At 71.7% G+C, this 26,417-nt stretch carries 25 protein-coding genes; 12 read left to right on the top strand and 13 right to left on the bottom strand.

The features are described 5' to 3' along the window. Positions 1-2 precede the first annotated feature (2 nt). The gene (locus HMPREF0063_RS07160; protein WP_007077994.1) at positions 3-413 is read right to left on the bottom strand and encodes a hypothetical protein; all 411 of its coding nucleotides are present in this window, start codon (positions 411-413) and stop codon (positions 3-5) included. 305 nt (positions 414-718) lie between these two features. Between HMPREF0063_RS07160 and HMPREF0063_RS07155 the strand changes: the two genes are divergently transcribed. Beyond that, positions 719-997, top strand: a complete 279-nt coding sequence (locus HMPREF0063_RS07155) for a DUF4212 domain-containing protein (protein ID WP_007077993.1) — start codon at positions 719-721, stop codon at positions 995-997. Beyond that, positions 994-2,703, top strand: a complete 1,710-nt coding sequence (locus tag HMPREF0063_RS07150; RefSeq protein ID WP_007077992.1) for a sodium:solute symporter family protein — start codon at positions 994-996, stop codon at positions 2,701-2,703. The genes HMPREF0063_RS07155 and HMPREF0063_RS07150 overlap by 4 nt, the downstream gene beginning before the upstream one ends. A gap of 18 nt (positions 2,704-2,721) precedes the next feature. Here the strand turns inward: HMPREF0063_RS07150 and HMPREF0063_RS07145 are convergent, their stop codons facing one another. Further along, positions 2,722-3,516: a hypothetical protein gene (locus tag HMPREF0063_RS07145; RefSeq protein WP_040320163.1), complete on the bottom strand. Its 795-nt coding sequence runs from the start codon at positions 3,514-3,516 to the stop codon at positions 2,722-2,724. Here HMPREF0063_RS07145 and HMPREF0063_RS15740 point away from each other — a divergent pair. After that, on the top strand, positions 3,515-4,465 hold the full coding sequence (locus tag HMPREF0063_RS15740; protein ID WP_050760923.1) for an FhaA domain-containing protein: 951 nt from the start codon (positions 3,515-3,517) through the stop codon (positions 4,463-4,465). The genes HMPREF0063_RS07145 and HMPREF0063_RS15740 overlap by 2 nt on opposite strands. A gap of 58 nt (positions 4,466-4,523) precedes the next feature. Beyond that, on the top strand, positions 4,524-6,062 hold the full coding sequence (locus tag HMPREF0063_RS15735) for a serine/threonine-protein kinase (RefSeq protein ID WP_007077989.1): 1,539 nt from the start codon (positions 4,524-4,526) through the stop codon (positions 6,060-6,062). Between the two features lie 3 nt (positions 6,063-6,065). Here HMPREF0063_RS15735 and HMPREF0063_RS07130 read toward each other — a convergent pair whose 3' ends face one another. Further along, positions 6,066-6,641 (bottom strand): dual specificity protein phosphatase family protein, encoded by a 576-nt coding sequence (locus HMPREF0063_RS07130; protein ID WP_007077988.1) that lies wholly within the window; start codon positions 6,639-6,641, stop codon positions 6,066-6,068. Between the two features lie 574 nt (positions 6,642-7,215). On the opposite strand from HMPREF0063_RS07130, the gene HMPREF0063_RS07125 reads away from it, so the two are divergent. After that, positions 7,216-8,418 (top strand): HNH endonuclease signature motif containing protein, encoded by a 1,203-nt coding sequence (locus tag HMPREF0063_RS07125; RefSeq protein ID WP_007077986.1) that lies wholly within the window; start codon positions 7,216-7,218, stop codon positions 8,416-8,418. A 13-nt stretch (positions 8,419-8,431) separates the two neighbouring features. On the opposite strand, the gene HMPREF0063_RS17310 is transcribed toward HMPREF0063_RS07125, so the two are convergent. From HMPREF0063_RS17310 to HMPREF0063_RS07100, 6 genes are all read right to left on the bottom strand, one after another. After that, positions 8,432-8,758 (bottom strand): DUF3253 domain-containing protein, encoded by a 327-nt coding sequence (locus HMPREF0063_RS17310; RefSeq protein WP_211208804.1) that lies wholly within the window; start codon positions 8,756-8,758, stop codon positions 8,432-8,434. Between the two features lie 38 nt (positions 8,759-8,796). Continuing rightward, positions 8,797-9,120, bottom strand: a complete 324-nt coding sequence (locus HMPREF0063_RS07120; RefSeq protein ID WP_007077984.1) for a putative quinol monooxygenase — start codon at positions 9,118-9,120, stop codon at positions 8,797-8,799. Between the two features lie 93 nt (positions 9,121-9,213). Beyond that, positions 9,214-11,109, bottom strand: coding sequence for a hypothetical protein (locus HMPREF0063_RS07115; RefSeq protein ID WP_007077983.1), 1,896 nt, complete (start codon positions 11,107-11,109; stop codon positions 9,214-9,216). Between the two features lie 119 nt (positions 11,110-11,228). Continuing rightward, positions 11,229-13,382: a DEAD/DEAH box helicase gene (locus HMPREF0063_RS07110; RefSeq protein ID WP_007077982.1), complete on the bottom strand. Its 2,154-nt coding sequence runs from the start codon at positions 13,380-13,382 to the stop codon at positions 11,229-11,231. A gap of 7 nt (positions 13,383-13,389) precedes the next feature. Beyond that, the gene (locus tag HMPREF0063_RS07105; protein ID WP_040320161.1) at positions 13,390-14,115 is read right to left on the bottom strand and encodes an esterase/lipase family protein; all 726 of its coding nucleotides are present in this window, start codon (positions 14,113-14,115) and stop codon (positions 13,390-13,392) included. A 10-nt stretch (positions 14,116-14,125) separates the two neighbouring features. Then, positions 14,126-16,729 (bottom strand): DEAD/DEAH box helicase, encoded by a 2,604-nt coding sequence (locus HMPREF0063_RS07100; protein ID WP_007077980.1) that lies wholly within the window; start codon positions 16,727-16,729, stop codon positions 14,126-14,128. A 79-nt stretch (positions 16,730-16,808) separates the two neighbouring features. Here HMPREF0063_RS07100 and HMPREF0063_RS07095 point away from each other — a divergent pair, with 79 nt between their 5' ends. The 3 genes from HMPREF0063_RS07095 to HMPREF0063_RS07085 are packed head-to-tail and all read left to right on the top strand — an operon-like array spanning position 16,809 to position 18,880. Next, the gene (locus HMPREF0063_RS07095) at positions 16,809-17,612 is read left to right on the top strand and encodes a dioxygenase family protein (RefSeq protein ID WP_007077979.1); all 804 of its coding nucleotides are present in this window, start codon (positions 16,809-16,811) and stop codon (positions 17,610-17,612) included. A gap of 19 nt (positions 17,613-17,631) precedes the next feature. Next, complete coding sequence (locus HMPREF0063_RS07090; RefSeq protein WP_007077978.1) at positions 17,632-18,420, top strand: MBL fold metallo-hydrolase; 789 nt, start codon at positions 17,632-17,634, stop codon at positions 18,418-18,420. A gap of 43 nt (positions 18,421-18,463) precedes the next feature. After that, complete coding sequence (locus HMPREF0063_RS07085; RefSeq protein WP_007077977.1) at positions 18,464-18,880, top strand: (deoxy)nucleoside triphosphate pyrophosphohydrolase; 417 nt, start codon at positions 18,464-18,466, stop codon at positions 18,878-18,880. 8 nt (positions 18,881-18,888) lie between these two features. Here HMPREF0063_RS07085 and HMPREF0063_RS07080 read toward each other — a convergent pair whose 3' ends face one another. Then, positions 18,889-19,263, bottom strand: a complete 375-nt coding sequence (locus HMPREF0063_RS07080; RefSeq protein ID WP_007077976.1) for a thioredoxin family protein — start codon at positions 19,261-19,263, stop codon at positions 18,889-18,891. A 56-nt stretch (positions 19,264-19,319) separates the two neighbouring features. Between HMPREF0063_RS07080 and HMPREF0063_RS07075 the strand changes: the two genes are divergently transcribed. Both HMPREF0063_RS07075 and HMPREF0063_RS07070 read left to right on the top strand, forming a co-directional pair. Further along, complete coding sequence (locus tag HMPREF0063_RS07075; RefSeq protein ID WP_007077975.1) at positions 19,320-20,429, top strand: PQQ-dependent sugar dehydrogenase; 1,110 nt, start codon at positions 19,320-19,322, stop codon at positions 20,427-20,429. 100 nt (positions 20,430-20,529) lie between these two features. After that, positions 20,530-20,715 (top strand): hypothetical protein, encoded by a 186-nt coding sequence (locus HMPREF0063_RS07070; RefSeq protein ID WP_007077974.1) that lies wholly within the window; start codon positions 20,530-20,532, stop codon positions 20,713-20,715. A 64-nt stretch (positions 20,716-20,779) separates the two neighbouring features. Here the strand turns inward: HMPREF0063_RS07070 and cspE are convergent, their stop codons facing one another. Further along, the gene (gene cspE / locus HMPREF0063_RS07065) at positions 20,780-20,983 is read right to left on the bottom strand and encodes a transcription antiterminator/RNA stability regulator CspE (protein ID WP_007077973.1); all 204 of its coding nucleotides are present in this window, start codon (positions 20,981-20,983) and stop codon (positions 20,780-20,782) included. Between the two features lie 363 nt (positions 20,984-21,346). Here cspE and HMPREF0063_RS07060 point away from each other — a divergent pair, with 363 nt between their 5' ends. Further along, positions 21,347-23,731, top strand: coding sequence for an immune inhibitor A domain-containing protein (locus HMPREF0063_RS07060; protein WP_007077972.1), 2,385 nt, complete (start codon positions 21,347-21,349; stop codon positions 23,729-23,731). A gap of 4 nt (positions 23,732-23,735) precedes the next feature. On the opposite strand, the gene HMPREF0063_RS07055 is transcribed toward HMPREF0063_RS07060, so the two are convergent. Continuing rightward, entirely contained in the window at positions 23,736-24,551 is an 816-nt protein-coding gene (locus HMPREF0063_RS07055) for an exodeoxyribonuclease III (RefSeq protein ID WP_156794055.1), read from the bottom strand. A 154-nt stretch (positions 24,552-24,705) separates the two neighbouring features. On the opposite strand from HMPREF0063_RS07055, the gene HMPREF0063_RS07050 reads away from it, so the two are divergent. Beyond that, entirely contained in the window at positions 24,706-25,164 is a 459-nt protein-coding gene (locus HMPREF0063_RS07050; RefSeq protein ID WP_007077970.1) for a hypothetical protein, read from the top strand. A 2-nt stretch (positions 25,165-25,166) separates the two neighbouring features. On the opposite strand, the gene HMPREF0063_RS07045 is transcribed toward HMPREF0063_RS07050, so the two are convergent. Next, positions 25,167-26,414 carry a geranylgeranyl reductase family protein gene (locus tag HMPREF0063_RS07045; protein ID WP_007077969.1) on the bottom strand — a complete coding sequence of 416 codons (1,248 nt, stop codon included), beginning with the start codon at positions 26,412-26,414 and terminating at the stop codon, positions 25,167-25,169. Positions 26,415-26,417 lie beyond the last annotated feature (3 nt).

Raw genomic sequence — 26,417 nt, 5'->3', positions numbered from 1 at the left:
CGTCAGGCCTCGCGCGCCAGCTGCACGGCGGCGACGCCGGCCAGCACGCCACCGCCCAGCACCAGCACGATGCCCGGACCGGGCATCCAGCCGCCGAAGCCGACGGTGTCGACGATGCGGGCCAGCTGCCAGACCGGCAGGGCGACGGCGACCCCGGCCACGATCGCGGCCTGCAGAGCGGCGAGCCGGCGCAGCGGCAGCAGCGCCCCGCCCAGGCCCAGCATCGCGGCGTAGAAGGTCCAGATGCCGGGGCCCCCGGCGCCGGAGAGGTTGCCCAGCTGGGTGCTCACCCACGGCATGAACGACCCCACCATCACCAGGGCCGTCGCCGCGCCGAGACGCTTGCGTCCGGGGTGGATCGGCTGTCGGGTGGTGGTCCGGGTCGACGCTCCGGTCAGTCCGCTGCTGCTCATGATCCGACGATAACCGCCCTCGCCGCCGGGTCAGGGGGCTTGCGAGGTGCGCAGGGCCGTTCGTCGTCCGACGGTCGGTCGGTGGGGCGCGACGGGCGGTCGGTCGGCGGCGACGAGCGGTCGAACGGCAGGCTTTCGTGGACCCTTGGGGCGGTCCGTGAGCCGCTGGTCGAGCCATCCGCGCCGTTCACAGACCCGTGTGATCCAGGCCACGTTTCTACCTTGACCGGGTTGCTGCCCGCTTGCTTGGTTCATCCTGGCGGCCGTCTCGTCCGCTCGCTTGCTGACAACGATCGGAGCAATTCATGGATGAAGCGTCGCGCCAGGAGTACTGGCGCAGCAACCTCAGGCTGATGGCGGTCCTGCTGACCATCTGGGCGCTCGTGTCGTTCGGGGCCGGGATCTTCCTCGCCGACGCGCTGAACAACGTCGAGATCGCCGGGTTCCCACTCGGCTTCTGGTTCGCCAACCAGGGCTCGATCCTCGTCTTCCTCGGGCTGATCGCCGTCTACGTCTGGCGGATGGACAAGCTCGACGCGAAGTACGGCATCGAGGAAGAGGACGCGGAGGTTCACCACTCATGACCGAGATCCAAGCGTGGACCCTCGTCTTCGTCGTCGCGACGTTCGCCGTCTACATCTACGTCGCCTACTCCAGCCGGGTGTCGGACACGGCCGGCTTCTACGTGGCCGGTGGCGGCATCCCGGCTCCGGCCAACGGTGCCGCGATCGCCGCCGACTGGATGAGCGCAGCGTCGTTCATCTCGATGGCCGGCCTCATCGCCCTGACCTACAACGGCTACTCCGGGTCGGCGTTCCTCATGGGCTGGACCGGCGGCTACGTGCTGCTGGCGATGCTGCTGGCGCCGTACCTGCGCAAGTTCGGCAAGTACACCGTGCCGGACTTCGTGGGTGACCGTTACAACGAGTCGGCCCGTCTGATCGCGGTCGTCGCCGCGATCGTCATCTCCCTCGTGTACGTCGTCGGCCAGATGGCCGGCGTCGGCGTGGTGTTCAGCCGGTTCCTGGCCGTCGACACCTCGGTCGGCGTGCTGATCGGCATGGCGATCGTGTTCTTCTACGCCGTGCTCGGCGGCATGAAGGGCATCACCTGGACCCAGGTGTGCCAGTACTCCGTGCTGATCGTGGCCTACCTGATCCCGGCCGTGGCGATCTCGACCCAGCTGACCGACATCCCGGTCCCGCAGATCGGCTTCGGCCAGATCCTGACCGAGCTCGAGGCACTGCAGAGCGAGCTCGGGTTCGGCGAGTACACCTCGGCGCTGACCGGCAACAGCCAGCTCAACATGTTCCTGCTGACGGCGACGCTGATGTTCGGCACGGCCGGCCTGCCGCACGTGATCGTGCGGTTCTACACCGCCAAGAGCGTGCGGGCGGCCCGGTACTCGGCGCTGTGGGCGTTGTTCTTCATCGCGCTGCTCTACACGACGGCCCCCACCGTCGCGGCGTTCTCGAAGTTCAACATCCTGAGCGACTCCCAGGCGGGAACGTTGGCCGACCAGTCGTGGTTCGAGACCTGGACCAACGCCGGGCTGGTCACCGGCCTCGACGGTGGAGCCGTCACCGACCTCAATGGCAACGGGGCGATCGACTTCGCCGGTGGGGCCGGCAACGAGGTGCTGATCAACAACGACATCCTCGTGCTCGCCTCGCCGGAGATCGCGGGACTGCCGGCGCCGATCGTCGGACTCGTGGCAGCCGGTGCACTGGCAGCGGCGCTGTCGACCGCCTCCGGTCTGCTCCTGGTGATCTCGTCGTCGGTCGCCAACGACGTCTACCACAAGCGGATCAACCCGCTGGCGGACGAGAAGAAGCAGCTGGTGGTGGCGCGGATCTCGATGGCCGTCGCGGTGCTGGTGGCCGGCTGGCTGGGCATCAACCCGCCCGGGTTCGCAGGCCAGGTGGTCGCCTTGGCCTTCGGTCTGGCGGCGGCCAGCTTCTTCCCGATGCTCGTGCTGGGCATCTTCTGGAAGAAGTGCACCGCTGCCGGTGCGGCATCGGGCATGGCCGTCGGCCTGGTCGTCACGATGGCGTACTTCATCTGGACGCTGCCGAGCGAGTCCGCGCCCATCTTCCTGGGCAACGACCCGCTCTACGACATCGCCCCGGTGGGCTTCGGAGCGATCGGCATGGCGTTGAACTTCATCGTCACCGTGGTCGTCTCGCAGTTCACCAAGGAGCCGTCGGCGATCATGCAGGCCGTGGTCGAGGAGGTGCGCTACCCGGGCAAGAGCGAGCTCATCGTGAAGCACGCGGAGGGCGAGATCTGAGCCCACCCGTGCGGTGACTCAGTCGCCCAGCTGCCGGCGGAGTTCCTCGAGCACGTGCTCGGGGAACTCCGCCGTGCGGCGGCAGCGCTCCACGAGGTACACGATCTTGTTGAGGCGGGCGCCGGGCAGCTCCAGGGTCCTGGCCTCCAGGGCAGGCCGCAGCACGTTGCGGTCGAACGTCCCGTCGCTGGGCTCGTCGACACCGCGCCACTGCGCGAAGGCGGCCTTCAGCCGGCCGTGGGACACCACGCCGTGGTCCGGCGAGAGCGCCACCGCGATCGCCGCGACCAGCCAGCTGTCGTCGTGCTGGAGCGAGTCGACGCCCAGCTGCACCGTCCCGGAATCGGCCCGGGGGCTCGGGAGCCGGTCGAAGTGTGCCGTCACGCACACCTGCAGGTCCGGGTAGCGCAGGTCGATCCGAGTGCCGCTCTCGGTCAACGAGATGCTCTGACCCGGCGCCGGGCTCGTCACGTCGCCGTGCGGCGGCGTCAGCTCGACCACGGCACCGTTGGCCCGCTGTCCGCGGTGCACGACGGGCTGGCCGGCGGTGGCGCGCACGACGAGGGCGGGGTCGCTCACGTACGGCAGTCGCAGCATCAGGAAGGTCGAGCCGTCGGTCTCCACCGTCTGCACGGGCTCGGCCTCGGGCAGGTTCATCCGGCGCACCACGACGAACGTGCCGCCCGGATCGAGCGAGGCGGTGCCGGACCGGGTGCCGGCCGACCAGGTGATGCGCAGCACCGGACCTCCTCCGTGGAACGTGTTCCGCCGCGCCTCGACGTGGGCGCGCTCGGACTCCGAGGATGATGTCATGACCAGCACCCTCTCCGGACTCCTGACCAGTCTGATCGGCCTGCTCGTGTTCGTCGCCGTCGTGGCGGTGGCCCTGCGGGTCGCGCAGAGCGTCTTCGGCACGGACACCAAGAAGGCCGCGGCGACCGAGGTCGCTGCCAAGCTGGTGTCGTACCCCACCGGATCGGCCGGCGTGCTGCGTCGCCGCTTCGTGCGGGCACTCACCGGTCAGCACGTCATCATGCCCAGCGGCGAACGGTTGGCCTTCAGCGAGCTGACCGTGCGACTGGCCCCGGAGGACGTGGACCGTCTCGACCCCGACGGCGACCTCGACCGGCTGGGTGCCGACGGGGCGACGGTCTACCTCGCGCATTCCCGTCGCGAGGGGTGGGCCGTGCCGGACGAGGTGACCGTCACCGTGCAGGTCGACCCCGGACTCCGGGCCGGATGGGTGCCGCCGGCCCGTGGGACCCGCTCCGCCCGCGCGTCGGACCGTCCTCCGCGCGGGTTCGGCTGGGACGTCATGGTCGGCCCCGGACCCGACCCCGACGTGGCGGCTGCCCGGCCGCGGCCCCGCCCGGCGGACCACACGGCGCGGTTCCCGGCGGACTCCACCGTCGCCGTTGCAGGGGTTCTGCGACTGCGCCGGGGTGACGACGTCGTCTCGGTCCCGGCCGGAGTCGACGCCGTGCTGGGGCGCCACGCCGCGAGCCCGCTGGTGCTCGACGACCCCGAGGTCTCCTACCGCCACGCGGCCGTGCGCCTGCGGAGCGGGGACTGGCAGGTCAAAGACCTCGGCAGCACCAACGGCACGACCGTCGACGGCGAACGGGTCGGCGACGGGCAGTGGACGACCCTCCGCGACGGCGCCGAGCTGCGGCTCGCCGGGGTGCGCGTCACGGCCACGACGACACCCTCGAGCGACGCGCAGGGGACGGTCCATGTCGAGGGCCTCACCACGCGCCGGTGACAATGGCTGGACGGGCCGCACCACCGCGACCCGTCCGGTGACCGGGAGGAGCAGCGCGATGTCCGACCCGTCGGTCACGTCACCCGTGCCCGGGGTCGCCGACGCCCGCTTCGAGCTGCTGGCCCGGATCGGTGCGGGCAACCACGGCGTGGTGTTCCGGGCGAGGGACCGCCAGCTGGGTCGCGAGGTCGCCGTCAAGCGGTTCTCGCACGTCCTCACCGACGACCCGCGCGCCATGCGCCGCATCACTCGCGAGGTCGAGACCCTGGCCCGGGTCTCACACCCCAACGTCGTCACCGTCCACGACCTGGTGAACCTCACCGACGGCGACGGTGAGGTGACCCCGCAGCTGGTGATGGAGCTGGTCGAGGGCACCTCCCTGCGCCAGCTGCTCGCCGACCGTGGGCCGAGTCCGAGGTCGGTGCTGGTCGTACGTGGCGTGCTCGAGGGACTCGTGGCCTGCCACGCCGCCGACATCCTGCACCTCGACATCAAACCGGCCAACGTGCTGGTCACCCCCACCGGTGGCGTGAAGATCGTCGACTTCGGCATCGCCCGGGCGGCGTCCGACGCCACCGCCACGATCGCCGGGACCCCGCCGTACATGGCTCCCGAACAGTCCGACGGGCGCGCCGACGAGCGCAGCGACATCTACTCGGTCGGCTGCCTGCTGTACGAGTGCCTGACCGGTCGGTCGCCGTTCGAGGGCACCATGTCGGCGCAGCTGATGGCGCACCGCCACGATCCGCGGCCCGATCCACGGGCGTTCGCCCCGAACGTCGGGGCCGAGCTGGCTGCGGTGGTCATGCGGGCGATGGCGATCGACCCCGCCGACCGCTACGGCGACGTGCGGCAGATGCTCGCCGCGGTGACGGCGGTCGGTGTGCCGGCGGCCGGGCCTCCGCCGATGCCGACCGGCCCCGCGCCGGACGACGTGCGGACCGGCCACGTCGCGCCCGTGCCGGCGCCCGCTCCGTCACCCCCGCCGTACCCGTCGCCGGTGCAGGCGTCCCCCGTGACCCGGTGGAGCAAGCTCGGCACCTACGGCGCCGGTCTGGCCGTGTGCGCGTTCGTCGTCGCGCTCGTGCCCGGGCTGGTGTGGGGCCTGTCATGGATCGTTCCGGGGGAGTACCGGCCGGGTGCGTGGTCGGACGCCAACGGCACCGCCTGGTGGTTGCTCGCCGTGGCCGTCGCACTGCTGGTCCTGCGGCGCAGGGACGGCTTCGTGACCGACCTCGGTGGGCCCGCCGTCGGTGCGACGAGAACCGGGAGGGTGCTGGCCGACGACGCCGGACGCAGCATCCGGGCGGCTGCGAGAGCGGCAGCTGCCGGCTCGCTGCCGATGCTGTTCCCCGTCTATGTGTGGGCGCTGGCGCTGGCGGTCGGTGCGGCCGGGCTGACCTTCCCGTCCGACGTGTTCGGGACCGCGGGCGGGATCTTCTGGGTGCTGCTGCCGGTGGCTGCCGCCGTGCTGCTGGTGCGGGGCGCGGGCCGCATCCGCTTCCGCCTCGGGTCGCTGGTCCTGTCGGTGCTCTACTTCGGTGCAGCGGCCGCGGCCGTGGTGTTCTTCCTGGCGTACCCGGGCTTCAGCGGCTGAGACTCAGCGCCCCATCACGTGCCGGAGGGACACGGGGTGCCGGCGGCGCCACTCGGTCAGCGCGGCCCGCTCGTCACGGCGTTGTGCCGCAGGAGTCCCGGTCCGCTCGTGGTGCCACCGCAGCGCCTGCTCGGCGTAGAAGGTGTGGGCGATCAGTCGGGCGCTGCGGATCCGACCGATCGCCTCGACCGGGTCCCATCCCTCGGCCAGCAACAGGGCGAAGCCGAGTGAGGGCCCGCGGTTGACCCCGGCATGACAGTGGGTGAGGACGACGGCGGCAGGGTCGAGCAGAGCGGTCTGCAGGTGCTCGACCGCCTCGTCGAACCACTCGTCCGGAACCTCCTGGCCGGCGTCGTCCATGGGGTGGTTGAGGTAGTCGACCGCCGGGTGTCGGCGCCACCGGACCGCGTCGTCGAGCTCGGACCGGCAGTCGACCACGTGGGTCAGGCCGTGCTCGACCAGCTCGTCGGCCTGCTGACGCGCGAGGTCGGAGCGGTGGATCGACAGGTCACCACCGATCCACACCCGATCGGTCACCGCACTCACGGTGGCGAACTCGAAGCTCGGTCGATCGGCCATGCCCGATGGTAGGCCGTGGCGGCGCGTCGCGATGCGGTCGCCAGGGAGCGCAGCGACCGTGAGGGCGAGGGACGAGCCCGAGGCGGACAGTCACGTGGGGTTCGCCTCGCTTCGCTCACGCCCTCGCAAGCTCGGGCTGGCGAACACCTGGTCGCGACGGCGCGGTGGTTGAGGTGCTGCAAGGAACGGGCAGCCTCGAAACCACGCCCCTCATGGTCGCCAGGGAGCGGAGCGAGCGTGAGGGCGGAGCCCGAGGCGACGCTCACGCTGGGTTCGCCCCGCTGCGCTTACGCCCTCGCAGGCTCGGGCTGGCGAACGCGTGGTGGCGTGTTCTCGGTGGTTGAGGTGCTGCGAGGAACGAGCAGCCTCGAGACCACGCCCCCTCTGGTCGCCAGGGAGCGGAGCGAGCGTGAGGGCGGAGCCCGAGGCGGCGGGTGGCGCAAGGTTCGCCTCGCTTCGCTCACGCCCTCGCAGGCTCGGGCTGGCGAACACCTGGTCGCGACCCTGAGCGGGACCTGATGGCCGGGTTTGCGGGCAGAAAGTGGGTGTCAGTGGTGACGTCTAGGTTGGATGTATGGACATCGGGGAGCGTGAGGCGGCGGGGCATCTGACCGTGCTGGCGCGGGCCCGCGCCCGTGCCGAGGCCTCCGAATGGGTCGCGATGCTGCGGTTCCGTGACACCGAGTGTGTGCGGGTGCGGGAGCTGGACGGGGTGGTGCGGCAGCGGGTCGAGCGCGACGGCGTGGTGTGGTCCATCGGTCAGGCGTTGGGGTTGTCCGAGTCCCAGGTGATGAACCGGTTCGCGGTCGCTGATCGGGTGGTCGAGGACGCACCATCGGTGTGGGCGGCGTTTCGTGCCGGGATGGTCGATGGTGCCCGGGTCCGCGAGATCGGTCTGACCCTGGACAAGCTGGTCCGCACCGAGTCGAAGGCCCGCCTGGACGCGAAGGTCGTCGCCTACGCATCCGGTCACACGGTGGCGGAGTTGCGGGCGTGGTTGCGGCGGTTCGTCCGCCGGGTCGAGGGCGACCTCGCGGTCGAACGTGCGGAGGAGGAGCGCAAGCACCGGTGTGTGGAGGTCCGCCACACCGATGACGGGATGGCGTGGTTGACCGCGTACCTGCCGTCCCACGTTGCTGCTGCGATCGACAAGCGCCTGACGAAGGAAGCCATCGCGTTCGGTGCTGACGACCCGCGGACGAAGGCCCAACGCCGTGCGGACCTGTTCGCGGCGTGGCTGACCACCAACGAGTCCGGTCAGGCGGCCATGGGTGCTGATGTTGCGGTCACGGTCACCGCCGACATCCTCGCCGGTGCCCGTGCGGGGTTCGCCGAGGCGGCCGACGGGTCGTGGGGTGTTCCCGCACAGTGGATCACCGACCTGGCGCTGAACCTGGCCGAGCACGGTGGGGCGTTCTGGCACCGGATGGTGTTGCACCCGGTGACCGGGGACGTGCTGGCTCATGAGTACCACGGCCGCTACGCCCCCGAGATCCTCGCCAAAGCGATCAGGTTCCGCGACGGGGTCTGCCAGGCCCCCGGATGCCTGGTACCGGCTGACCGGTGTGACCTGGACCACCGCAGACCCTGGCCCGCAGGGGACACCTCGGGCGACAACATGTGGGCGCTGTGCCGGCGGCACCACTCGATGAAGGGCCACGGGGTCCTGCGCTGGGTCCTGCCGCACGAACCCGACCCACCACCAGTCACCAGGTACCTGACCTCCGAGATCTACCTCCCCATCACCACCCACCTCGAATACGTCCCCGCCGCCTGACCGCGGGGGTGCGTCACGGCGTCCTGCGGATACGGATCGGACCCTTCGCGGTGGACGGGTCGACCACGTGGCCGGCCTGGGTGATCTGGACCCTTCCGGCCTCGACGAGTCGTCGGGCTGCGCGTCGAGCCGGTTCCATCAGCTCGCGCCACTGCTCCCCGCCGACCTGGCGTGCCGCCTCGGAGGGGCAGATGGTCGCGTCGTCGGCCCGGGCGTCGAGCAGGGTGAGGATGGATGCCTCGAGTGCCCGGTCGGTGGGCGAGACACCTCGCCTGCGGCACGCCGCGCTGCAGTACCGGACGTCGGCCCAGTCGCGCTCCCACTTCTTGCGCCACGAGATGGTGCGCCCGCACGCCGTGCAGATCTTGTCCGGCGGGCTCAGTCGACGCTCATCTCACCCATGAGGTTCCAGCCGTCCTGGCCGATCTCCTCGCTCACGATGCGCGGGGTCGCGGCCAGAGCCTGGGGGAGGGTCGCCATGGCGGTGGCGAAGTGCTCGCTGTTCACGTGGGCGCCGCCGGCCTCCCCGTCACGGAACGCCTCGACGAGCACGAACTCGTTCGGGTCCTCGACGCTGCGGGACCACTCGAACCACAGGTTGCCCGGCTCGGCGCGGGTCGCCTCGGTGAACGGGGTGGCGAGGTCGATCCAACGGTCGGACCAGTCGGGCCTGACCTGGAACTTGGCGACGATGAAGATCATGCGACCCATCCTGACAGACCGGGGCGAGCCCGCAACGCCGACGGCCGGGCAGGTCCCGAAGGACCCACCCGGCCGCCGAGCGGTCGTGCGGTGTCAGGCCAGCGCGTCGAGCGGCAGGAAGCCGACGATCTGGTCCAGCAGGTCGGCGACGACCGGCAGGGTGGTCACCTCGGACGTGACCTGGTCGACCAGGTCACTGACCGACGCGTTCAGCTCTGCGGCGGCAGCGTTCGGCTCCGACAGCGGGTCGAGCAGCGTGCCCAGGCCCACCGGCAGCGGGTTGTCGAACAGCGCCACACCCGTACCGAGCAGGAAGTTGACGACCAGGCAGCCCTGTCCGAGAGGCGACTCGCTCGCCGACCAGGTGCCGGTGCCGAGGTACTCCATCGTCCTCGGCTCCGTGGTGTTGATGCCGCTGAGGAACGGCTGCACCCACACCGGGTACCCGTTGGGCTCGTTGGTCGCCGTGTCGACACCGATCGGCGCGGTGGCCACGTTGGCCAGGGCGTCGTCGTTGAACCGACCCTTGATCAGGTAGAGCGGCCCGCCCACGAGGGCTCCGAGGGGGCCGACCTGCGGCACCTCCGGCAGCAGGTCGGACTTGGTGACCGTGTACCCGTTGTCCTCGTTCGGGGTGAACCGGTCGACCTCGTCGCCGGAGCTCGCCGAGTTGGCGACGCACGCCCCGCCGCTGAGGCGCAGCGAGGAGTACAGGTGCAGGAAGACGCCGGCCTGGGCCGTGGCCCCGGTCGAGATCTGCAGGCCACCGGGGGCCGACGACGGGTCGATCTGCAGACCGTTCAGCAGGCTCAAGGACGTGCGTGCCTGACCGTTGCCCACACTGACCTCGGTCGCCAGGATCGAGGCGAGGTCGATGCCCTGGGCGGCTGCGCCGGCAGCCAGCTGGGCGAGCAGGTCACCGTAGACCGAGTCGTTGACCGTACCCAGGGAGAACAGTGCCCGGGTGCTGCCGTCGACCGTCGCGGTGGCCACGAAGGCCTTGGTGTCCAGGTCGAACACGCCGAACACGTTGTCGCGGTCACCTGCGGTGGACGGCTTGTTGATGACCATGACGCGCGGCGTGCAGCCCGAGGCCGGGTCGCACGGGACAGCCGTGGCCGGGAGGCACGAGCTCGGGTCACCGGCGCAGGCGGCCGGATCGCTGGGCAGGGCGAACCCGCCGGACGGCAGGCCGTAGAAGGTCTGCCGCGAGCCGGTGCCCTGGTAGACCGCCGCCGACTTCTGGCCGATCGAGAAGGTGAACTCCGCGGGCACGATGTTGGCCGAGACCGCACCGGCCCCGAGGATGTCGGTGAAGTTCGCCTGCCACGGCCGGTAGTCGAAGGTCTGCGTGATGACCTGGTCGCCGGGGGCCGGGGCGGCGTTGGTGAAGCCGCCGGCACCGTTGGAGACCGGCGTGCCCGTGGCGCAGCCGCCGAACAGGCCCGTCTTGACCTTGTTGGTGTGGGTCGTGGTGACGGTGTAGATGCCGGCCGGCTGGCCGGTGAGGTCCAGCGTCGTCTTCAGCCCGTGGAACGCGCCCGCGTCGGGGAAGTCACCCCGGTAGTTCGTCGACGACGGCCCCGGGTTGTCCGTGCGGGGCTGGTTGGTCGGCGAGGTCAGGAAGGCGCCGAGGCTCGTGTCGCGGACCGGACTCGTGAGATCGGTCAGCGTGACGCCGCCGGGTCCGGTGACCTTGAGCGTGGTGCGGGGCGAGTTGCCGTTCGGCTGGTCGCCGCGGCAGGCCGTGAGGCCCAGTGCGACCGCAGCCGCGCTCTGCGGTGCGAAGGCCGCGCCCGAGCTGCCGCGGTAGAAGGTCATCGCGGTGCGGTCGACGTCGACCGTGACCGAGCTGCTGCGCACGACCGGCGGGTCGCCGGCCTCGGCGGGGGAGACGGTGGTGGCGGCAGAGGCGCCCCCCGTCGCGACGGACAGGGAGGCTGCCACCAGGGTGGCGGCCACCATGCCGGGGAAGATCGTCCTTCTCATGAACTGTGCTCCTTGGGTCTCCCCTCCCAGCAACGGAACCTAGGGCCACGGGATCGAGGTCCGTGACCTTTGTCACGAGAACCATCCGAAAGGACCACCCTTGCAGGCGGGAACGCCGCCTAGCGGCGCAGGCGCAGCAGCTGTTCGAGGTCCTCGTCGCTGAGCTCGGTGAGGGCGGTCTCGCCGGTGTTGATGACGGCGTCGGCCAGGGCCCGCTTGCGCTCGATGAGGTCGGCGATGCCGTCCTCGACGGTGCCGCCGACGGTGAGGCGGTGCACCTGCACCGGCTTGGTCTGGCCGATGCGGTGGGCGCGGTCGGTGGCCTGGTCCTCGACCGCGGGGTTCCACCACCGGTCGTAGTGGATGACGTGGTCGGCGGCGGTCAGGTTGAGGCCCGTGCCGCCGGCGCGCAGCGACAGCAGCAGCACGGGCAGGTCGCCGGCCTGGAACTCGTCGACCATGCGCTGCCGCTGGCCGACCGGTAGGGACCCGTGGAGGAACCGGTGGGACACCTCGCGCTCGGTCCAGTGGTCGACCAGCAGCTCGCCCATGCGGACGTACTGGGTGAACACCAGGGCGCGGCCGTCCTCGGCGACGATCGTGTCGACGAGGTCGTCGAGCACGTCGAGCTTGGCCGACGCGCCCCGGTGCTCGACGAGGGCGGGGTGGTCGCACACCTGCTTGCACCGCGTGATCAGCGCCAGCACCTGGCCGCGGCGCTGCATCGAGGTGGACTCCCGCACGCGCTGCATGCCGGCCGCCACGGTCTGCTCGTACAGACGGGCCTGGGCGGACCCGAAGGTCACCGCCAGGTCGGTGACCGTCTTGGGCGGCAGGTCCGGCGCGATGCCCGGATCGGTCTTGCGCCGGCGCAGCACCAGCGGACGCACGAGCGTGGCGAGCTCGTCGGCGGCGATCTGGCTGCCCGCCTCGACCGGTTGCGCGAACTGCCGGCGGAACGCGGCCCGGGTCCCCAGCAGCCCGGGCGTGGTCCAGTCGAGGATCGACCACAGCTCCTCGAGGTCGTTCTCGACCGGCGTGCCGGTGAGCGCGACCCGGACCAGTGAGGGGAGCGACCGCACGGCGGTGGACGTGGCGGCCCGTGAGTTCTTGACGTGCTGGGCCTCGTCGGCCACGACCATGCCCCACGGCGTCCCGGCCAGGGTCTGCACGTCGGCGCGCAGGGTGCCGAACGTGGTGAGCACGACCGCCCCGGCAGGAATCTCGGCCAGGGTGCGGCCCGGTCCGTGGAAGGTGCGGACCTCGACCGTCGGTGCGAACCTGGCGAGCTCGCGCGACCAGTTCCCCAGGACCGAAGCGGGACACACGACGAGGGTCGGTCGGGTGGTCACCGCCGCCGATCGGTGCAGGTGCAGGGCGATCAGCTGGACGGTCTTGCCCAGGCCCATGTCGTCGGCGAGGCAGCCGCCCAGGCCCAACGACGTGACCAGCTCGAGCCAGCGGAATCCCTCGGCCTGGTACGGCCGCAGCGTGGCCTGCAACCCCGCGGGCACCGGGACCGGGGCGAGGTCGGTGGCACCGGTGAGCCGGTCGCGGACGCGGTCGAGCCAGTCGTCGAGCTCGACGGGAACGGTCCGACCCGCGACCCGGACCCGGCGGGTGGCCAGGGCGCGGAGCGCCTCGACGGCGGTGACCTCGGCCCCCTCGCCGACGCAGTGTGCGGCGAGCTCGGCCGGGTCGATCTGCACCGGCCGGCCCAGGACCTCCACGACGCCTCCGCCCGCAGCACGGATGCGGTCGAGGTCGGCAGGGGTCAGCGGCTCGCCCTCGAGCGTGGCCCGCCACCGGACCGTGAACGTGGCGCCGGGACCGAACCCGGCTGCGTCGTCGCCACCGTGCAGCACGGCGGCGAGGTCCAGCTCGCGGACGACGTCGGTGATGTGGTCGACCGAGACCGACCGCAGTGCCAGCTGGGTGACCACGAGGCCGTCCGCCAGGGCCAGGTGCTCGTCGCGGGTGATCCCGACCGCGGGGTCGTCGAGATGCCGGGCCACCCGGTCGGCGGCCGGCCACCACCGGGCGAGCGCCTGGATGCGCTCGAGCACGTCACGCCGGGTGGTGGCCAGGGGATGGTCGCGGTCGGCGTAGGCGTCGGCGGCCGGGACCTCGTCGGGGCCGACGAGCACCCGCACCTGCGGCCCGGACGGGCCGTCGTCGACGGCCAGACGGACCGGGGTGCCCTCGACGCGTGCCGGCACGCGACGGTGGACGATGCCGTCCCACAGGCTCAGCTGCGGGTCGGAGTCGGTCACCCGTCGATCATGCCGCGCGGCTGAGACAGTCGCGGTGGAGCCGGTCGGCGACGACCCGGAAGACGTCGAGGTCGAAGCCCATGGCGAGATGCGCGGCCCGGACGTGGACGTTCTCGGCGTCGGGGCCCTCGTCCTCGTCCCGCACGCGGCAGGCCGATCCGTCGAGCACGCCGTCGGTGAGGCTGTAGACGGCCGTCATGGGGACGTCGAGAGGCATCGCGTGCCGGGCGGCGCCCTCGTCGGTGAGGTCGTCGGCGACCGCGGGGTTGAGCAGGCGGAACCAGCGGATGATCCACGCGGCACCGTCGCGCCCCCGGATGGGCGTGCCGAGCGTGACGACTCGGCGGACCAGCTCGGGCCGCCGCCGGGCCAGCTCGCGGGCGTACACCCCGCCGAGGCTCCACCCGATCACCGTGATCGGCCCGTCCGCCGCGAGGGTCTCGGCGTGCGCCTCCAGCACCGGCTCGTCCTCGGGCCGGATGCCCAGGTTGAGCCCCAGGCCCCATCCGGCGGTGCGGTAGCCCAGCTCGTCGAGGTACCGGCGCAACGGCAGCGTGGTCGCGTCGCCGGCGGTGAACCCGGGGATGACCAGCACGGTGTGGCCGTCGCCGCGGGGGCTGGTGCGGGTGACCTCCCCGGCGCCCCGCGCCAGGCCGAGCAGCGTCACCGGCATCGCGGCCAGCTCCAGGGCCAGTCCGACGGGTCCGGGACTCCACGGGATGCTCACGTTCACGGCGTCGATCCTAGGCGCGCAGGCGCACGAGGCGGGCCAGATCGGTGTCACTGAGCTCGGTGAGCGCCATCTCACCGGCGTTGACGACTGCGTCGGCCAGGGCCCGCTTGCTGGCGATCAGCTCGGCGATGGACTCCTCGATGGTGCCTTCGCTCATGAGCCGGTGCACCTGGACGGACTTGGTCTGGCCGATGCGGTGGGCGCGGTCGGTGGCCTGGTCCTCGACCGCGGGGTTCCACCACCGGTCGTAGTGGATGACGTGGTCGGCTCGGGTCAGGTTGAGCCCGGTGCCGGCCGCCTTGAGCGAGAGCACGAACACGGGCGCCTCGCCGGCGCTGAACTGCTGCACCATCCGCTCCCGACGGGGGATCGGGGTCCCGCCGTGCAGGTAGAAGTGGTCGATGCCTCGGTCGGCGAGGTGGCGCGAGAGCAGGTGGCCCATCCGGGCGTACTGGGTGAACACGAGCGCCGCGCCGTCCTCGGCGACGATCTCGGGCAGCAGGTCGTCGAGCAGCAGCAGCTTGCCCGAGCGGCCCGTCAGCCGGCCCTCGGTCTCCCGCAGGAACTGGCCGGGGTGGTTGCAGATCTGCTTGAGCTGGGTCAGCAGCTTGATGATGAGGCCGCGTCGGTGGATGCCTGACGCCGACTCGATCTGCGCCATCGTCGCGCGCACGGTGGCCTCGTAGAGCCCGACCTGTTCGCGGGTGAGGTTCGCCCGGTGGTCGGTCTCGAACTTCGGGGGCAGCTCGGGCGCGATCCCGGGGTCGGACTTGCGCCGGCGCAGCACGAAGGGGCGGATCAGGCCGGAGAGCTCGGCGGCCAGCTGCGGGTCGCGGCCGGACTCGATCGGGCGCGACCACTGGTGCCGGAACTCCTCGGGCCCGCCGAGCAGGCCGGGGGTGGTCCAGTCGAGGATGGCCCAGAGCTCGCCGAGGTTGTTCTCCACCGGGGTGCCGGTGAGTGCCAGCCGCGCGGCGGCGTCGATGGAGCGCAGGGCCTGCGCCGCCCGCGAGCGCGGGTTCTTGACGTTCTGGGCCTCGTCGGCCACGAGCAGTCCCCAGCGCTGCTCGGCCAGGTCAGCGGCCGACGACCGCATCGTGGCGTAGGTGGTGATGACGAACCCGTGGGTCAGCCCGTCCAGCGACCGGGTGGGGCCGTGGAAGCGGCGCACCGGCTCGCCCGGCGCGAACCGGGCGATCTCGCGCTCCCAGTTGCCCAGCACCGACGCCGGGCAGACGACGAGGGTCGGTGCCGGCGTGACGGTGACCCGCTGCAGGTGCAGCGCGATCAGCATGACCGTCTTGCCCAGGCCCATGTCGTCGGCGAGGCACCCACCCAGACCCAGGCCGACCAGCTGACTCATCCACCGCAGACCCTGCAGCTGGTAGTCGCGCAACGTCCCCTGGAGGTCGGCCGGCTGCCGGTCCGGCAGCAGGTCGCGATCGGCGACGGCCAGTCGCCGGCGGACGTCGTCGAGCCACCCGACGGTGTCGACGTCGGTCAGCTCGCCGTCGATCTCCAGCCGGCCGGTGATCGCGGCCCGCAGGGCCTCGGCCTGGCTGACACCGCGGTGACGCTGGTCGAGGGCGCGGCGGATCCGCGCCCGGTCGACCATGACCCACCGGTCGCGCAACCGCAGGAGTCCCCGGTGCTCGGACGCGAGGAGGTCGAGCTCGGCCTCGCTGAGCACGTCGTCACCGAGGGCCACCTGCCAGTCGAACCGGAACAGCTGGCCCGAGGTGAACGCGGCCGGTCGGTCGTGGCCCGACCAGGTGCGATCCGCCGGGTGCTCGTCGTCCGGACCGGGCTCGAGCCCCACCACACCGCGCGTGTCGAGGTCGCGGACGAGCTCGGCGGGCCAGCGGATCTCGACCCGGTTGGCCATCAGGTTGGTGGTGAGCGCGGGATCGCCGAGGGCCGAGAGCTCGTCGGTGGAGACGGTCGTGGCGCCGCGGGAGTGCGGGTCGGCCAGCCGCGCCGCCGGGGCCCATCGCTGGCCGAGCCGCTCCAGCATCGCGAGCGTGGGCGTCCTGGCGTCGACGACGATGGGTCGTTCCGGACCGGCGAACAGGTCGGCGGCGTCGAACGGGGCAGCGGCCGCGGCCCGCGGCCGGATGCGCAGCCGGACCACGCCCGACTCGGCATCGGTCGGCTCGTCGAGGAAGGTGACGACCAGGGTGAAGCCGAACTCCGTCTCGGTCCGCCGGGGCCGGATGCCGGGCTCGTCGCCCTGCGGGGTCAGGGCGACCGCGGGTGCGTCGACGGCGAGGGCCTTGAGGAACGCGAACACGTGGCGCTGGCCGGTGGCTGCGTCAGGCCCGATCGCTGCGCCCGCGGCGCGCAGCTGGTCGAGGTCCGAGCCGCCCGGTGCGCCCAGCCGGCCGGTGGCCATCAGGCGCAGGGCCAGGATCGCCGGGGTCGCCCACGCGCGGGCCGACGGATCCGCCGACATGGCCCGGATGCCGTGGCTCAGGGCACCCACCGCGTCCTGGGCGCTGGCCTCGTGCGGACCGTCGGGGGAGTGGAACACGAACCGGGAGTCGCCGGGCGACTCGGCCTCCCGGAACTCGACCCGATGTCTCAGCAGCGCGCGCAGGTCCGTGCGGGTGGGCATCCGTCCATGGTGACGCATGGCCGGTCACGCCGGTGCTCCGGATGGTATGGTTGAACCCTCAACTAGATGGGATCCGCTCGTGAGACACCTCGAGGCGCGGCTGCGCCCCAGCCCCCGGATGCCGGTCCTGTTCATCGGGCACGGCAACCCCATGCACGCCATCTCCGACAACGCCTTCACGCGGCAGTGGGCCGCGCTCGGTGCCGAGCTGCCACCCGCGCAGGCCATCGTGGTCATCAGTGCCCACTGGCAGACGCCGGGCAGCACCCGGGTCACCGACGCCCCCCGCAACCGCGTGATCTACGACTTCGGCGGGTTCCCCGACGAGCTCTCGCAGGTCCGGTACGACTCGGCCGGCGACCCCGAGGTCGCGCGCATCCTGACGCACCACCTCGCGGAGTACGAGGCGCAGCTGGATGCGCAGTGGGGCCTGGACCATGGGACCTGGTCGGTGCTCACCCACCTCGCGCCCGCGCCCCAGGTCCCGGTCCTGCAGATCAGCATCGACGCCGCCATGCCGCTGCCGGCGCTGCACGACCTGTACGCACGGCTGCGCGACCTGCGACACCGTGGGGTGCTGTTCATCGGCAGCGGCAACATCGTGCACGCCCTCGGACGGGTGCGGTGGGAGGGCGGTGGCCCGTGGGACTGGGCCGAGGAGTTCGACGCGGTCACGGCGGAGGCGATCGCCGAACGCCGGGTGGACCTGCTCACCGATCCGTTCGGGCACTGGCCTTCTGCCCGGATCGCGGTGCCGACCGACGACCACTACCGCCCCATGATCGCCGCCCTGAGCCTGCTGGAACCGGGGGAGGAGACCCGCTTCTTCAACGAGCAGATCGATCTGGGCTCGATCGGGATGAGGTCCTTCGTCACGGCGTGAACCCTGAGAGGATCGCCGCATGACCGACACGCGCATCACCCACATCGGCGGTCCGACGACCCTCATCGAGACCGGCGGGTGGCGGATCCTCACCGACCCGACCTTCGACCCGCCGGGGCGCCGCTACTTCTTCGGGTGGGGGACCACGTCGCGCAAGCTCGTCGGACCCGCGCTGGAGCCGGGGGACCTCGGGCCGATCGACGCCGTGCTCGTCAGCCACCACCACCACGGCGACAACCTCGACCCGACCGGCCGCGAGCACCTCGACCGGTGGGGCACCGTCTGCACGACGGTCAAGGGCGCACGGGCCCTCGGTGGGGGCGCGGTCGGCCTGGCGCCGTGGGAGACGACGACCCTGTCGGCGCCCGGCAAGGACGACGTCACCGTCACCGCCACCCCGTGCCGCCACGGTCCCGTCGGCAGCGACCCGATCACCGGGCCGGTCATCGGGTTCGCCCTGGCGTGGCCGGGCCAGGAGCACGGAAGCCTGTGGGTCACCGGCGACACGGTCCTGTACGACGGTCTGCGTGCCGTGCCGGAGCGGCTCGACATCGGCACCGTGGTGCTGCACCTCGGCTCGGTCCGGTTCCGGTACCTCTCGGGCTGGCTCCGGTACACGATGGACGCCCGCGAGGGCGTGGAGCTGCTCGACCTCGTCCAGCCGCGTCACGTGGTCCCCGTGCACTACGAGGGATGGTCACACTTCCAGCAGGGTCGCGGACCGGCCGAGGCCGAGCTGGCGTCCTCGGCCCACGCGGACCGGGTGGTGTGGCTGGGCCCCGGGGAGGCCTGCGACCTGTCCGTCTGACGGCCCACCAGCGGCAGGTCCCCCGGCTCGGTACGGTGTGGCCATGCCGGGCCCCGCGAGACGCAGACTCGTGGTCGGAGCCGTGATCGTGGACGACCTCGACGCGCCGACCCGGCTCCTCGCCGCCCGCCGACTCTCCGGACCGTCGCCGGTGGCCGGCCGGTGGGAGTTCCCGGGCGGCAAGGTCGAGCCCGGGGAGTCGCCCCAGGAGGCGCTGGTGCGTGAGCTGCGCGAGGAGCTCGGCTTCACGGCGCGACTCGGTCGCGAGGTGCTCAACCCCGAGGCGGCCACCTGGCCGATCGCCGAACGGTTCGAGATGCGGATCTGGTTCGCGGTGCCGGCCGACGGTGTGCCGACCCTCGGTGAGGTGCACAGCGAGATCCGCTGGCTGGCGTGCGACCGCATCGGCATGCTGGACTGGCTCGACGCCGACGTGGCCGTGCTGCCGCACCTGTTCTGAGCCGGGGCTCAGCCCTCCTGCTCGGCCTCCGCGGCCGCCACCTTGGCGCGCACGTCGTCCATGTCGAGGTCGCGCACGGCCTGGATCACGTTCTCCAGCGCGGGTGCGGCCAGGGCGCCGGGCTGCGCGTAGACCAGGACGCCGTCGCGGAACGCCATCAGGGTCGGGATCGACGTGATCTGCGCCGCCTGGGCGAGCTGCTGCTCGGCCTCGGTGTCGATCTTGCCGAAGACCACGTCGTCGTGCTGCTCGCTGGCGGCCTCGAAGACGGGCGCGAACTGCCGACACGGTCCGCACCACGACGCCCACCAGTCGATGAGGGTGATGCCCTCGCCGGACAGCGTCTGGTCGATGTTCTCGTGGGTCAGGGTGATGGTGCTCATGGGAAGGTCCAGCGATCGGGCTGGCGGCATTATTCCCCCCTTGACAGGATCGGGACATGATCGAACGACGCACCCTGATCACCGGCGGCCTCGGCCTGGTCGCGCTCGCGGCCTGTGGCGGAGGGGAGGACGCGCCCAGCCCCGGCGCCTTCTCGTCCGACGTGCCGACCACGCCGACGACCGAACCCCCGATCGACCCACGGATCGCGGGCACCGTCGCGTCCGGTCTCAACGTGCCGTGGGGCATCGCCTTCACCGCCGGCGGCGCCGCCTTCGTCTCCCAGCGCGACACCGGGGTGATCGTGCGCATCGACGGCGAGTCCGAGGGTGCGGCCGTCGAGCCGGTGGGCGAGGTGCCGGGAGTGGCGCTGACCCCGGGGTCGGGCGAGGGCGGACTGCTGGGCCTGGCGGTCGACCCGGCCGACGACGACGTCCTCTTCGCCTACTTCACGACCGCGCAGGACAACCGCATCGTCCGGTTCGACCTGTCGGGCGGCACCCTGGGCAGCCCGACGCCGATCCTGACCGGCATCCCCAAGGCGAACACCCACGGAGGCGGCCGGTTGCTGTTCGACGCCGACGGTCACCTGCTGGTCGCCAGCGGCGACGCGCAGCAGGCCCCGCAGGCGCAGAACCCGGACTCGCCGCTCGGCAAGATCCTGCGCATCGACACCGAGGGCCGCCCCGCGCCGGGCAACCCGGACGGCACCGCGGTGTGGTCCCTGGGTCACCGCAACGTCCAGGGCCTCGCCTTCGACGCCGACGGGCGGCTGTGGGTCAGCGAGTTCGGCCAGAACACCTTCGACGAGCTCAACCTGATCCGACCCGGCGGTAACTACGGCTGGCCCGAGGTCGAGGGCACCGGCGGGACGGGCGACCAGATCGACCCGGCCGTCACCTGGGCGACCGAGGACTGCTCACCGGCGGGCCTGGGCATCACGCGGTCGACCGCCTTCGTGGCGGCCCTGCGCGGGCGGTGCGTGTGGGCGGTGCCGCTGCAGGGTGAGCTGGCCGGCGAGCCGCAGCGACTCTTCGCCGGCGAGCTCGGTCGGGTCCGCAACGCCACCGTGACGCCCGGCGGGGACCTGTGGATCTCGACCAGCAACACCGACGGCCGTGGGGATCCAAGCGGTGAGGACGACCGGATCCTGCGCGTCACGCTCTGAGCGAGGGGTGCCGAACACTACCGGCGCGTAGGGGTTCACCCGTGCCGAACATGAGGGTAACCTCAGGTTCGTACCAGCCGTCGACCCCGAAGGACCTGACATGGACGAGAGCGACTTCCAGATCACCCGCGGCGACGTGACCCTGGCGGCCGACCGCTGCGGCGCCCGGCACGCGAACCCCCGGACCGTGACGCACCCGTCGGTTCGTCGCGTCGCCGACCTGTCCTACCTGTCCGGGGCCGGCGAGTTCGGCGAGCACGCCTGGGACGAGGGCGGCCACGCCTGACCCCGGCCCGACGACAGGAGGCCCCGTCCGCGATGCGGACGGGGCCTCCTGGGGTTCAGCTGGGTCAGAGCGGACGGATGTTCGCGGCCTGCAGACCCTTCTGGCCCTGCTCGACGTCGAACTCGACCTTCTGGTTCTCGTTCAGCGAGCGGTAGCCCGAGGACTGGATCGCGGTGAAGTGCGCGAACACGTCCTCGGAGCCGTCGTCGGGGGCGATGAAGCCGAAGCCCTTGTCGGCGTTGAACCACTTGACGGTTCCGGTAGCCATACCTGTTTCTCCTTCGAGCGAAGACCGACGTGGCCCTTCCACGGCGGCGGTCGCAACGTTCACGTTCACCCGAAAGCACCACCAGCGCCTCACGGCACCCGAGATTTCCCACGGCCAAACATTCACACCAATGCAACTGCGTCAAGCCTAGACGACGAACCCCGCCTCCGGGGAGGGCGCCGGCGGGGTCGGTCCGTGAATGTTGTGTGACGTCGCCCCCTGCCGGCATGGTTCGGACGAACTAGTTCGTCATGACCAGATGGACCGCAAAGTCAAGACTGTCGTTCACCCAAAAATCTCCTTACGTTGTGGATCGGCACCCACGAGACCCGTCGGGTGCGACCTATCAGGGGGATACACCACATGTTGCGAGTGATCTCAGGCCTAGCAGGCCTCGGGCTCGTCGTCTCGCTGGGCCTGACCCAGGCGAGCGCGAGCACCCCGGTCTCCGGACCGCCCACCACGGCGGCCGGCGACCGCGACCAGCACGACCTCCCACATCCGCTGGAGGACAAGCGTCAGGCCCTGCGTGAGGCCGCGGTCGCCGCCGTGGTCTCCGGCGACGCCCGGCCCGAGCAGCGCGGCGGCAGCACCGTCGTCAAGGTCGGTGAGGCCGCGCGGCCCGCCGATGCCGCACTGAGCGCCAACGAGAACGCGCCACGGGCCCAGCGGTCGCGCGCTGCGGGCGCCCGTCGGGTCGACCAGTACGTCGAGCTCACCCAGGAGCGCGCCGACAAGGTGTTCGTCATCCTGGCCGAGTTCGGCGACGAACGGCACCCGGACTTCCCCGACGGCGACACCGACCCCGGCACGGCCGGTCCCGAGCGGTTCGACGGCCCCCTGCACGACACGATCGCCGAGCCGGACCGGTCGGTGAACAACTCCACGGTCTGGCAGCCCAGCTACGACCGGGCCCACTACGAGCAGCTGTACTTCGGGACCGACCGGGAGTCGGTCAAGACCTACTACGAGAAGCAGTCGTCGGGTCGTTACACGATCGACGGGCAGGTCTCGGACTGGGTCAAGGTCCCGTTCAACACCGCACGCTACGGGCGCGAGGACGCCACCACCTGGAACCTCATCGCCGACGCGGTCGAGGTGTGGTTGGCCGATCAGCAGGCAGCCGGTCGGACCCCCGAGCAGATCGCGGCCGACCTGGCCGCCTACGACGTGTACGACCGGTACGACTTCGACGGCGACGGCGTCTTCGAGGAGCCCGACGGCTACATCGACCACTTCCAGATCGTCCACGCCGGTCCCGGCGAGGAGGACGGCGACCCGTCGTACGGCGAAGACGCCATCTGGTCGCACCGCTGGTACGCCTTCCTCACCGACGCCGGACTGACCGGACCGGCCGACAACCGGCTCGGCGGCACCCAGATCGGCGACACCGGCCTGTGGATCGGTGACTACACGGTGCAGCCTGAGAACGGCGGGCTGTCGGTGTTCGTGCACGAGTACGGCCACGACCTGGGTCTGCCCGACGCCTACGACACGTCCGGTGGCGGCGACAACAGCAACGAGTACTGGACCCTGATGGCGCAGAGCCGGCTCGGAGCCGAGGGCGAGGCGCTCGGCGAGCGGGCAGGCGACCTCGGCGCGTGGGAGAAGCTGCAGCTCGGCTGGCTCGACTACGCGGTCGTGCAGCCGAAGGACTCGCAGATCCTCGAGCTCGGTCCCCAGCAGTACAACACCGACAAGCCGCAGGCGGCCGTGATGCCGTTGCCCGCCAAGGAGGTCACGCGCGACAACGGGGCGCCGGCGACGGGGGAGCTCCAGTTCTTCTCGGGGTCCGGGGACGACCTGGCGAACGCGATGTCCACGTCGGTCGACCTCACCGCGGCGTCGTCGGCCACTCTCACCGCGAGGATCCGCTACGAGATCGAGGTCGGCTACGACTACGCCTACGTGCAGGCGTCGACCGACGGCGGGGCGACGTGGACGGCGCTCGACGGCACCATCGACGGGCAGCCGATCGGCCTCGACACGTCGGGACGTCCCGGCATCGACGGTGAGCAGGCGTCCTGGGCGGACCTCGTCGTCCCGCTCGACGCCTATGCCGGCCAGCAGGTGGACCTCCGGGTCCACTACAAGACCGACGGAGGACTCGCCCTGCCCGGGCTGTTCCTCGACGACGTGACGGTCTCGGCCGACGGCGAGCCCGTGCTCACCGACGGTGCGGAGACAGGTGGCGAGGCGTGGGTCCTCGACGGGTTCGAGATCGTCGGAGCCACGTCGACCGAGGAGTTCGACCACTTCTACATCGCCGGCAACCGGACGTACGTCGACTACGACCAGTACCTGCGGACGGGGCCGTACAACTTCGGGTTCGCCGACACCCGACCGGACTGGGTCGAGCACTACGCCTACCAGCAGGGGCTCCTGATCTCGTACTGGGACACCTCGGTGGCCGACAACAACACCAGCCAGCACCCCGGCACCGGCCGCAACCTGATCATCGACTCCCGTCCGGAGCCGATCGTCAACCAGGCCACCGGCGCGCCGTGGCGTGCTCGCATCCAGGTGTACGACGCCCCGTTCTCGACCAAGGGCGCCGACTCGATGACCCTGCACACGAACGGGGTGCCCTCGCTGATCCGCGGTGAGGCACCGGAGCAGCTGTTCGACGACACCGATCCGTACTGGTTCGCCGCCCTGCCCAACCACGGGGTCAAGCTGCCGGGCGTGGGAGTGAAGATCCGGGTCCTGCAGGAGAGGGGAACCTCCGTGCGCGTCCGCTTCTACTAGGGGTTCAGAGCGCGTAGTCGACCACGAGCGGAGCGTGGTCGGACCAGCGTTCGGCCCAGCTCTCGGCCCGGTCCACCGCGGCGGTCGTCGCCGCGGTGGCCAGGTCCGGGGTCGCGATCTGGTGGTCGATGCGCCAGCCGGTGTCGTTGTCGAAGGCCTGGCCGCGCATCGACCACCAGGTGTAGGGGCCGTCGACGTCGCCCGCGAGGCGACGTGGCACATCGACCCAGCCCAGCTCGTCGAACCAGCGGTCGAAGTGGGCCCGCTCCTCGGGCAGGAACCCGGCCTTCTTCAGGTTGCCCTTGGCGTTGCGGATGTCGCGGGGGGTGTGCGCGACGTTGAGGTCGCCGGTGAGGAGTCCGTGCGTGCCGGAGGCGGAGATCTCGGCCATCCGGGCGCCGGTCCGTTCCAGGAACCGGTACTTCTCGTCCTGACGAGGGGTGCCCGCCTCGCCGGAGTGCACGTAGGCCGAGACCACGGTGAGGACCGATCCGTCCGCCAGCGGCACGTCGGCCTCGATCCACCGGCCCGAGTCGTCGAAGAACGCGTCGCCGTTGCCGACCCGGACGGCCACGGGCTCGACCCGGCTCAGCACCGCGACGCCGGCGCGGCCCTTGGCCGCCGCCTCGGTGTGCGCGACGTGGTAGCCGGTGCCGGCGAGCAGCTCGCGCACGAGGGCGTCGGGGGCGCGGACCTCCTGCAGGGTCACGACGTCGGCGTCGCGACCGGCGAGCCACTCGGCCAGGCCGCTGGTCTGACCCCGTGACTTGTTCCAGGCGGCGCGGACGCCGTTGACGTTGACGGTGGCGATGCGGAGCACGGCGTCCACCCTAAGGGGGGCCCGGAGGCGACTACTCAGGTGCCACGGGCGACTACTCAGTCCGGCCGGGATGCCGCAGAAGCCGCCCGCCGGCGCCTGCGCTTGGTAGGTTCGGAACGCACTCTCATCCGGCTCTCAGGAAACAGGTACTCACGTGGACTTCAAGGCATTGGGCAAGTTCGAGCAGGGCGCACTCGTCGCCGGCGGTGTGTCGCTGATCCTCAGCTTCTTCGACCGCTACCTGCGGATCAGCTTCGACACCGGCATCTCCGGCATCGGCGGCACCTTCGGCTCCAACGCGTGGACGAGCTACGCGACGCTCGGCATGCTGCTGATCGTCGCGGCGACGGCCGTCGTCGCCGTCAAGGCCTTCGCGGCCACATCGCTGCCCGACGGGGTGCCGTGGAACCTCGTCGCGTTCGCCACGGCGACCCTCGGCACGATCCTCATCGTCCTGCGCGCGATCACCGCCGGTGACGGCGTGGGCCCGGGCTGGTCGGGCTACCTGCTGTTCCTCAGCACGATCGCCCTCAGCGTCATGACCTTCCTGTCGTTCCGGGCCTCCGGCGAGAAGGTGCCGGAGATCAAGAAGGACACCCCGCCGGCTGCCTGACGTCAGCTGGTGAACGGGGGCCGGTCGTCGAGTCGCACCGACAGACGGCCGGCCCACCGCCACGCCCGGGCGACGACGTCCCGGTCGTCCTCGGTGATCAGGTTGCCCATGACGCGCAGGGCCACGGTCATGAGGGCGGTCGAGCGCATGCCGACCGGCCCCGCCGCCGGCAGCAGCCGGGGCACGGTGAGCAGACCGGCCAGGCGACGGGCGATCGAGAACGCCTCGCCGTAGTGGGTCGTGAGCAGGTGCGGCCACGCGACGTCCAGCCGTGACTCGTGCGCCAGGAGCTCCGCGCCGACGCGGCCGGTCTCCAGGCCGTAGTCGATGCCCTCGCCGTTGAGCGGGTTGACGCAGCCGGCGGCGTCGCCGACCAGGATCCAGTTGGGCCCGGCGACGCCCGACACCGCTCCGCCCATCGGCAGGAGCGCGCTGGTGGGGGCGCGCAGCTCGTCGGCGAGATCCCACTCGGTGCGCCGCAGGGTCGCGTAGTACTCCATGAGGGGCCGGATCTGCAGGTCCGCCGGGCGCTTGGCCGTGGCGAGTGCGCCGACGCCGAGGTTCACCTCACCGTCGCCCAGGGGGAAGATCCAGCCGTACCCGGGCAGCAGCTCGTGGTCCTCGCCCCTCAGCTCCAGGTGCGACGAGATCCAGGGATCGTCGCTGCGGGTGGACTTGACGTAGGAGCGGCCCGCGACCCCGTAGGCGGTGTCGCGGTGCCACTCGCGGCCGAGCACCCGGCCGAGCGAGGACCGGACACCGTCGGCGACGACGAGCCGGTCGCAGGCGATGGTGTGCGGTTCGCGCTGCTTGCCGACCACGAAGTGCACGGCCGTGACCCGACCGGAGGCATCGCGGTCGACGTCCGTGGCCCGCGCCAGGTCGGCGGGGACGGCACCGGCGTCCAGGGCCACCTGGCGGATCTTCGCGTCGAGCTCGGTGCGGGGGACCGCCGAGCCGTGGTCGGGCAGCGATCCGCCGGGCCACGGCAGGAGCAGCTCGACGCCGAACCCGGCGGCCCGCAGCCCGCGGTTGCGCGTGTGCGACCGGGTCCAGTCACCCAGACCGAGCCGGTCCAGCTCCGCGATCGCGCGAGGGGTGAGGCCGTCGCCGCAGGTCTTGTCGCGGGGGAAGGCGGCGGCATCGGCCAGCACGACGTCGAGGCCGGCCCGGGCGGCCCACGCGGCGGCCGCCGCACCGGCAGGCCCGGCGCCGACGACGAGGACGTCGGTGCGGGTGGGCAGGCTCATGCC

This window comes from Aeromicrobium marinum DSM 15272, from assembly GCF_000160775.2.
Classification (GTDB): Bacteria; Actinomycetota; Actinomycetes; order Propionibacteriales; family Nocardioidaceae; genus Aeromicrobium; species Aeromicrobium marinum.
This window is presented reverse-complemented; position numbering and strand designations above follow the sequence as displayed.

What these genes read in the sequence shown, in the direction of transcription:
- HMPREF0063_RS07160 (WP_007077994.1), bottom strand. Translation starts at nt 413, where the DNA reads ATGAGCAGCAGCGGACTGACCGGAGCGTCGACCCGGACCACCACCCGA.
- HMPREF0063_RS07070 (WP_007077974.1), top strand. Translation starts at nt 20,530, where the DNA reads ATGGACGAGAGCGACTTCCAGATCACCCGCGGCGACGTGACCCTGGCG.
- HMPREF0063_RS07115 (WP_007077983.1), bottom strand. Translation starts at nt 11,109, where the DNA reads ATGAGAAGGACGATCTTCCCCGGCATGGTGGCCGCCACCCTGGTGGCA.
- HMPREF0063_RS07120 (WP_007077984.1), bottom strand. Translation starts at nt 9,120, where the DNA reads ATGATCTTCATCGTCGCCAAGTTCCAGGTCAGGCCCGACTGGTCCGAC.
- HMPREF0063_RS07145 (WP_040320163.1), bottom strand. Translation starts at nt 3,516, where the DNA reads ATGACATCATCCTCGGAGTCCGAGCGCGCCCACGTCGAGGCGCGGCGG.
- HMPREF0063_RS07125 (WP_007077986.1), top strand. Translation starts at nt 7,216, where the DNA reads ATGGACATCGGGGAGCGTGAGGCGGCGGGGCATCTGACCGTGCTGGCG.
- cspE (WP_007077973.1), bottom strand. Translation starts at nt 20,983, where the DNA reads ATGGCTACCGGAACCGTCAAGTGGTTCAACGCCGACAAGGGCTTCGGC.
- HMPREF0063_RS07080 (WP_007077976.1), bottom strand. Translation starts at nt 19,263, where the DNA reads ATGAGCACCATCACCCTGACCCACGAGAACATCGACCAGACGCTGTCC.
- HMPREF0063_RS07075 (WP_007077975.1), top strand. Translation starts at nt 19,320, where the DNA reads ATGATCGAACGACGCACCCTGATCACCGGCGGCCTCGGCCTGGTCGCG.
- HMPREF0063_RS07100 (WP_007077980.1), bottom strand. Translation starts at nt 16,729, where the DNA reads ATGCCCACCCGCACGGACCTGCGCGCGCTGCTGAGACATCGGGTCGAG.
- HMPREF0063_RS07150 (WP_007077992.1), top strand. Translation starts at nt 994, where the DNA reads ATGACCGAGATCCAAGCGTGGACCCTCGTCTTCGTCGTCGCGACGTTC.
- HMPREF0063_RS15735 (WP_007077989.1), top strand. Translation starts at nt 4,524, where the DNA reads ATGTCCGACCCGTCGGTCACGTCACCCGTGCCCGGGGTCGCCGACGCC.
- HMPREF0063_RS07060 (WP_007077972.1), top strand. Translation starts at nt 21,347, where the DNA reads ATGTTGCGAGTGATCTCAGGCCTAGCAGGCCTCGGGCTCGTCGTCTCG.
- HMPREF0063_RS15740 (WP_050760923.1), top strand. Translation starts at nt 3,515, where the DNA reads ATGACCAGCACCCTCTCCGGACTCCTGACCAGTCTGATCGGCCTGCTC.
- HMPREF0063_RS07045 (WP_007077969.1), bottom strand. Translation starts at nt 26,414, where the DNA reads ATGAGCCTGCCCACCCGCACCGACGTCCTCGTCGTCGGCGCCGGGCCT.
- HMPREF0063_RS07090 (WP_007077978.1), top strand. Translation starts at nt 17,632, where the DNA reads ATGACCGACACGCGCATCACCCACATCGGCGGTCCGACGACCCTCATC.
- HMPREF0063_RS07085 (WP_007077977.1), top strand. Translation starts at nt 18,464, where the DNA reads ATGCCGGGCCCCGCGAGACGCAGACTCGTGGTCGGAGCCGTGATCGTG.
- HMPREF0063_RS07155 (WP_007077993.1), top strand. Translation starts at nt 719, where the DNA reads ATGGATGAAGCGTCGCGCCAGGAGTACTGGCGCAGCAACCTCAGGCTG.
- HMPREF0063_RS07130 (WP_007077988.1), bottom strand. Translation starts at nt 6,641, where the DNA reads ATGGCCGATCGACCGAGCTTCGAGTTCGCCACCGTGAGTGCGGTGACC.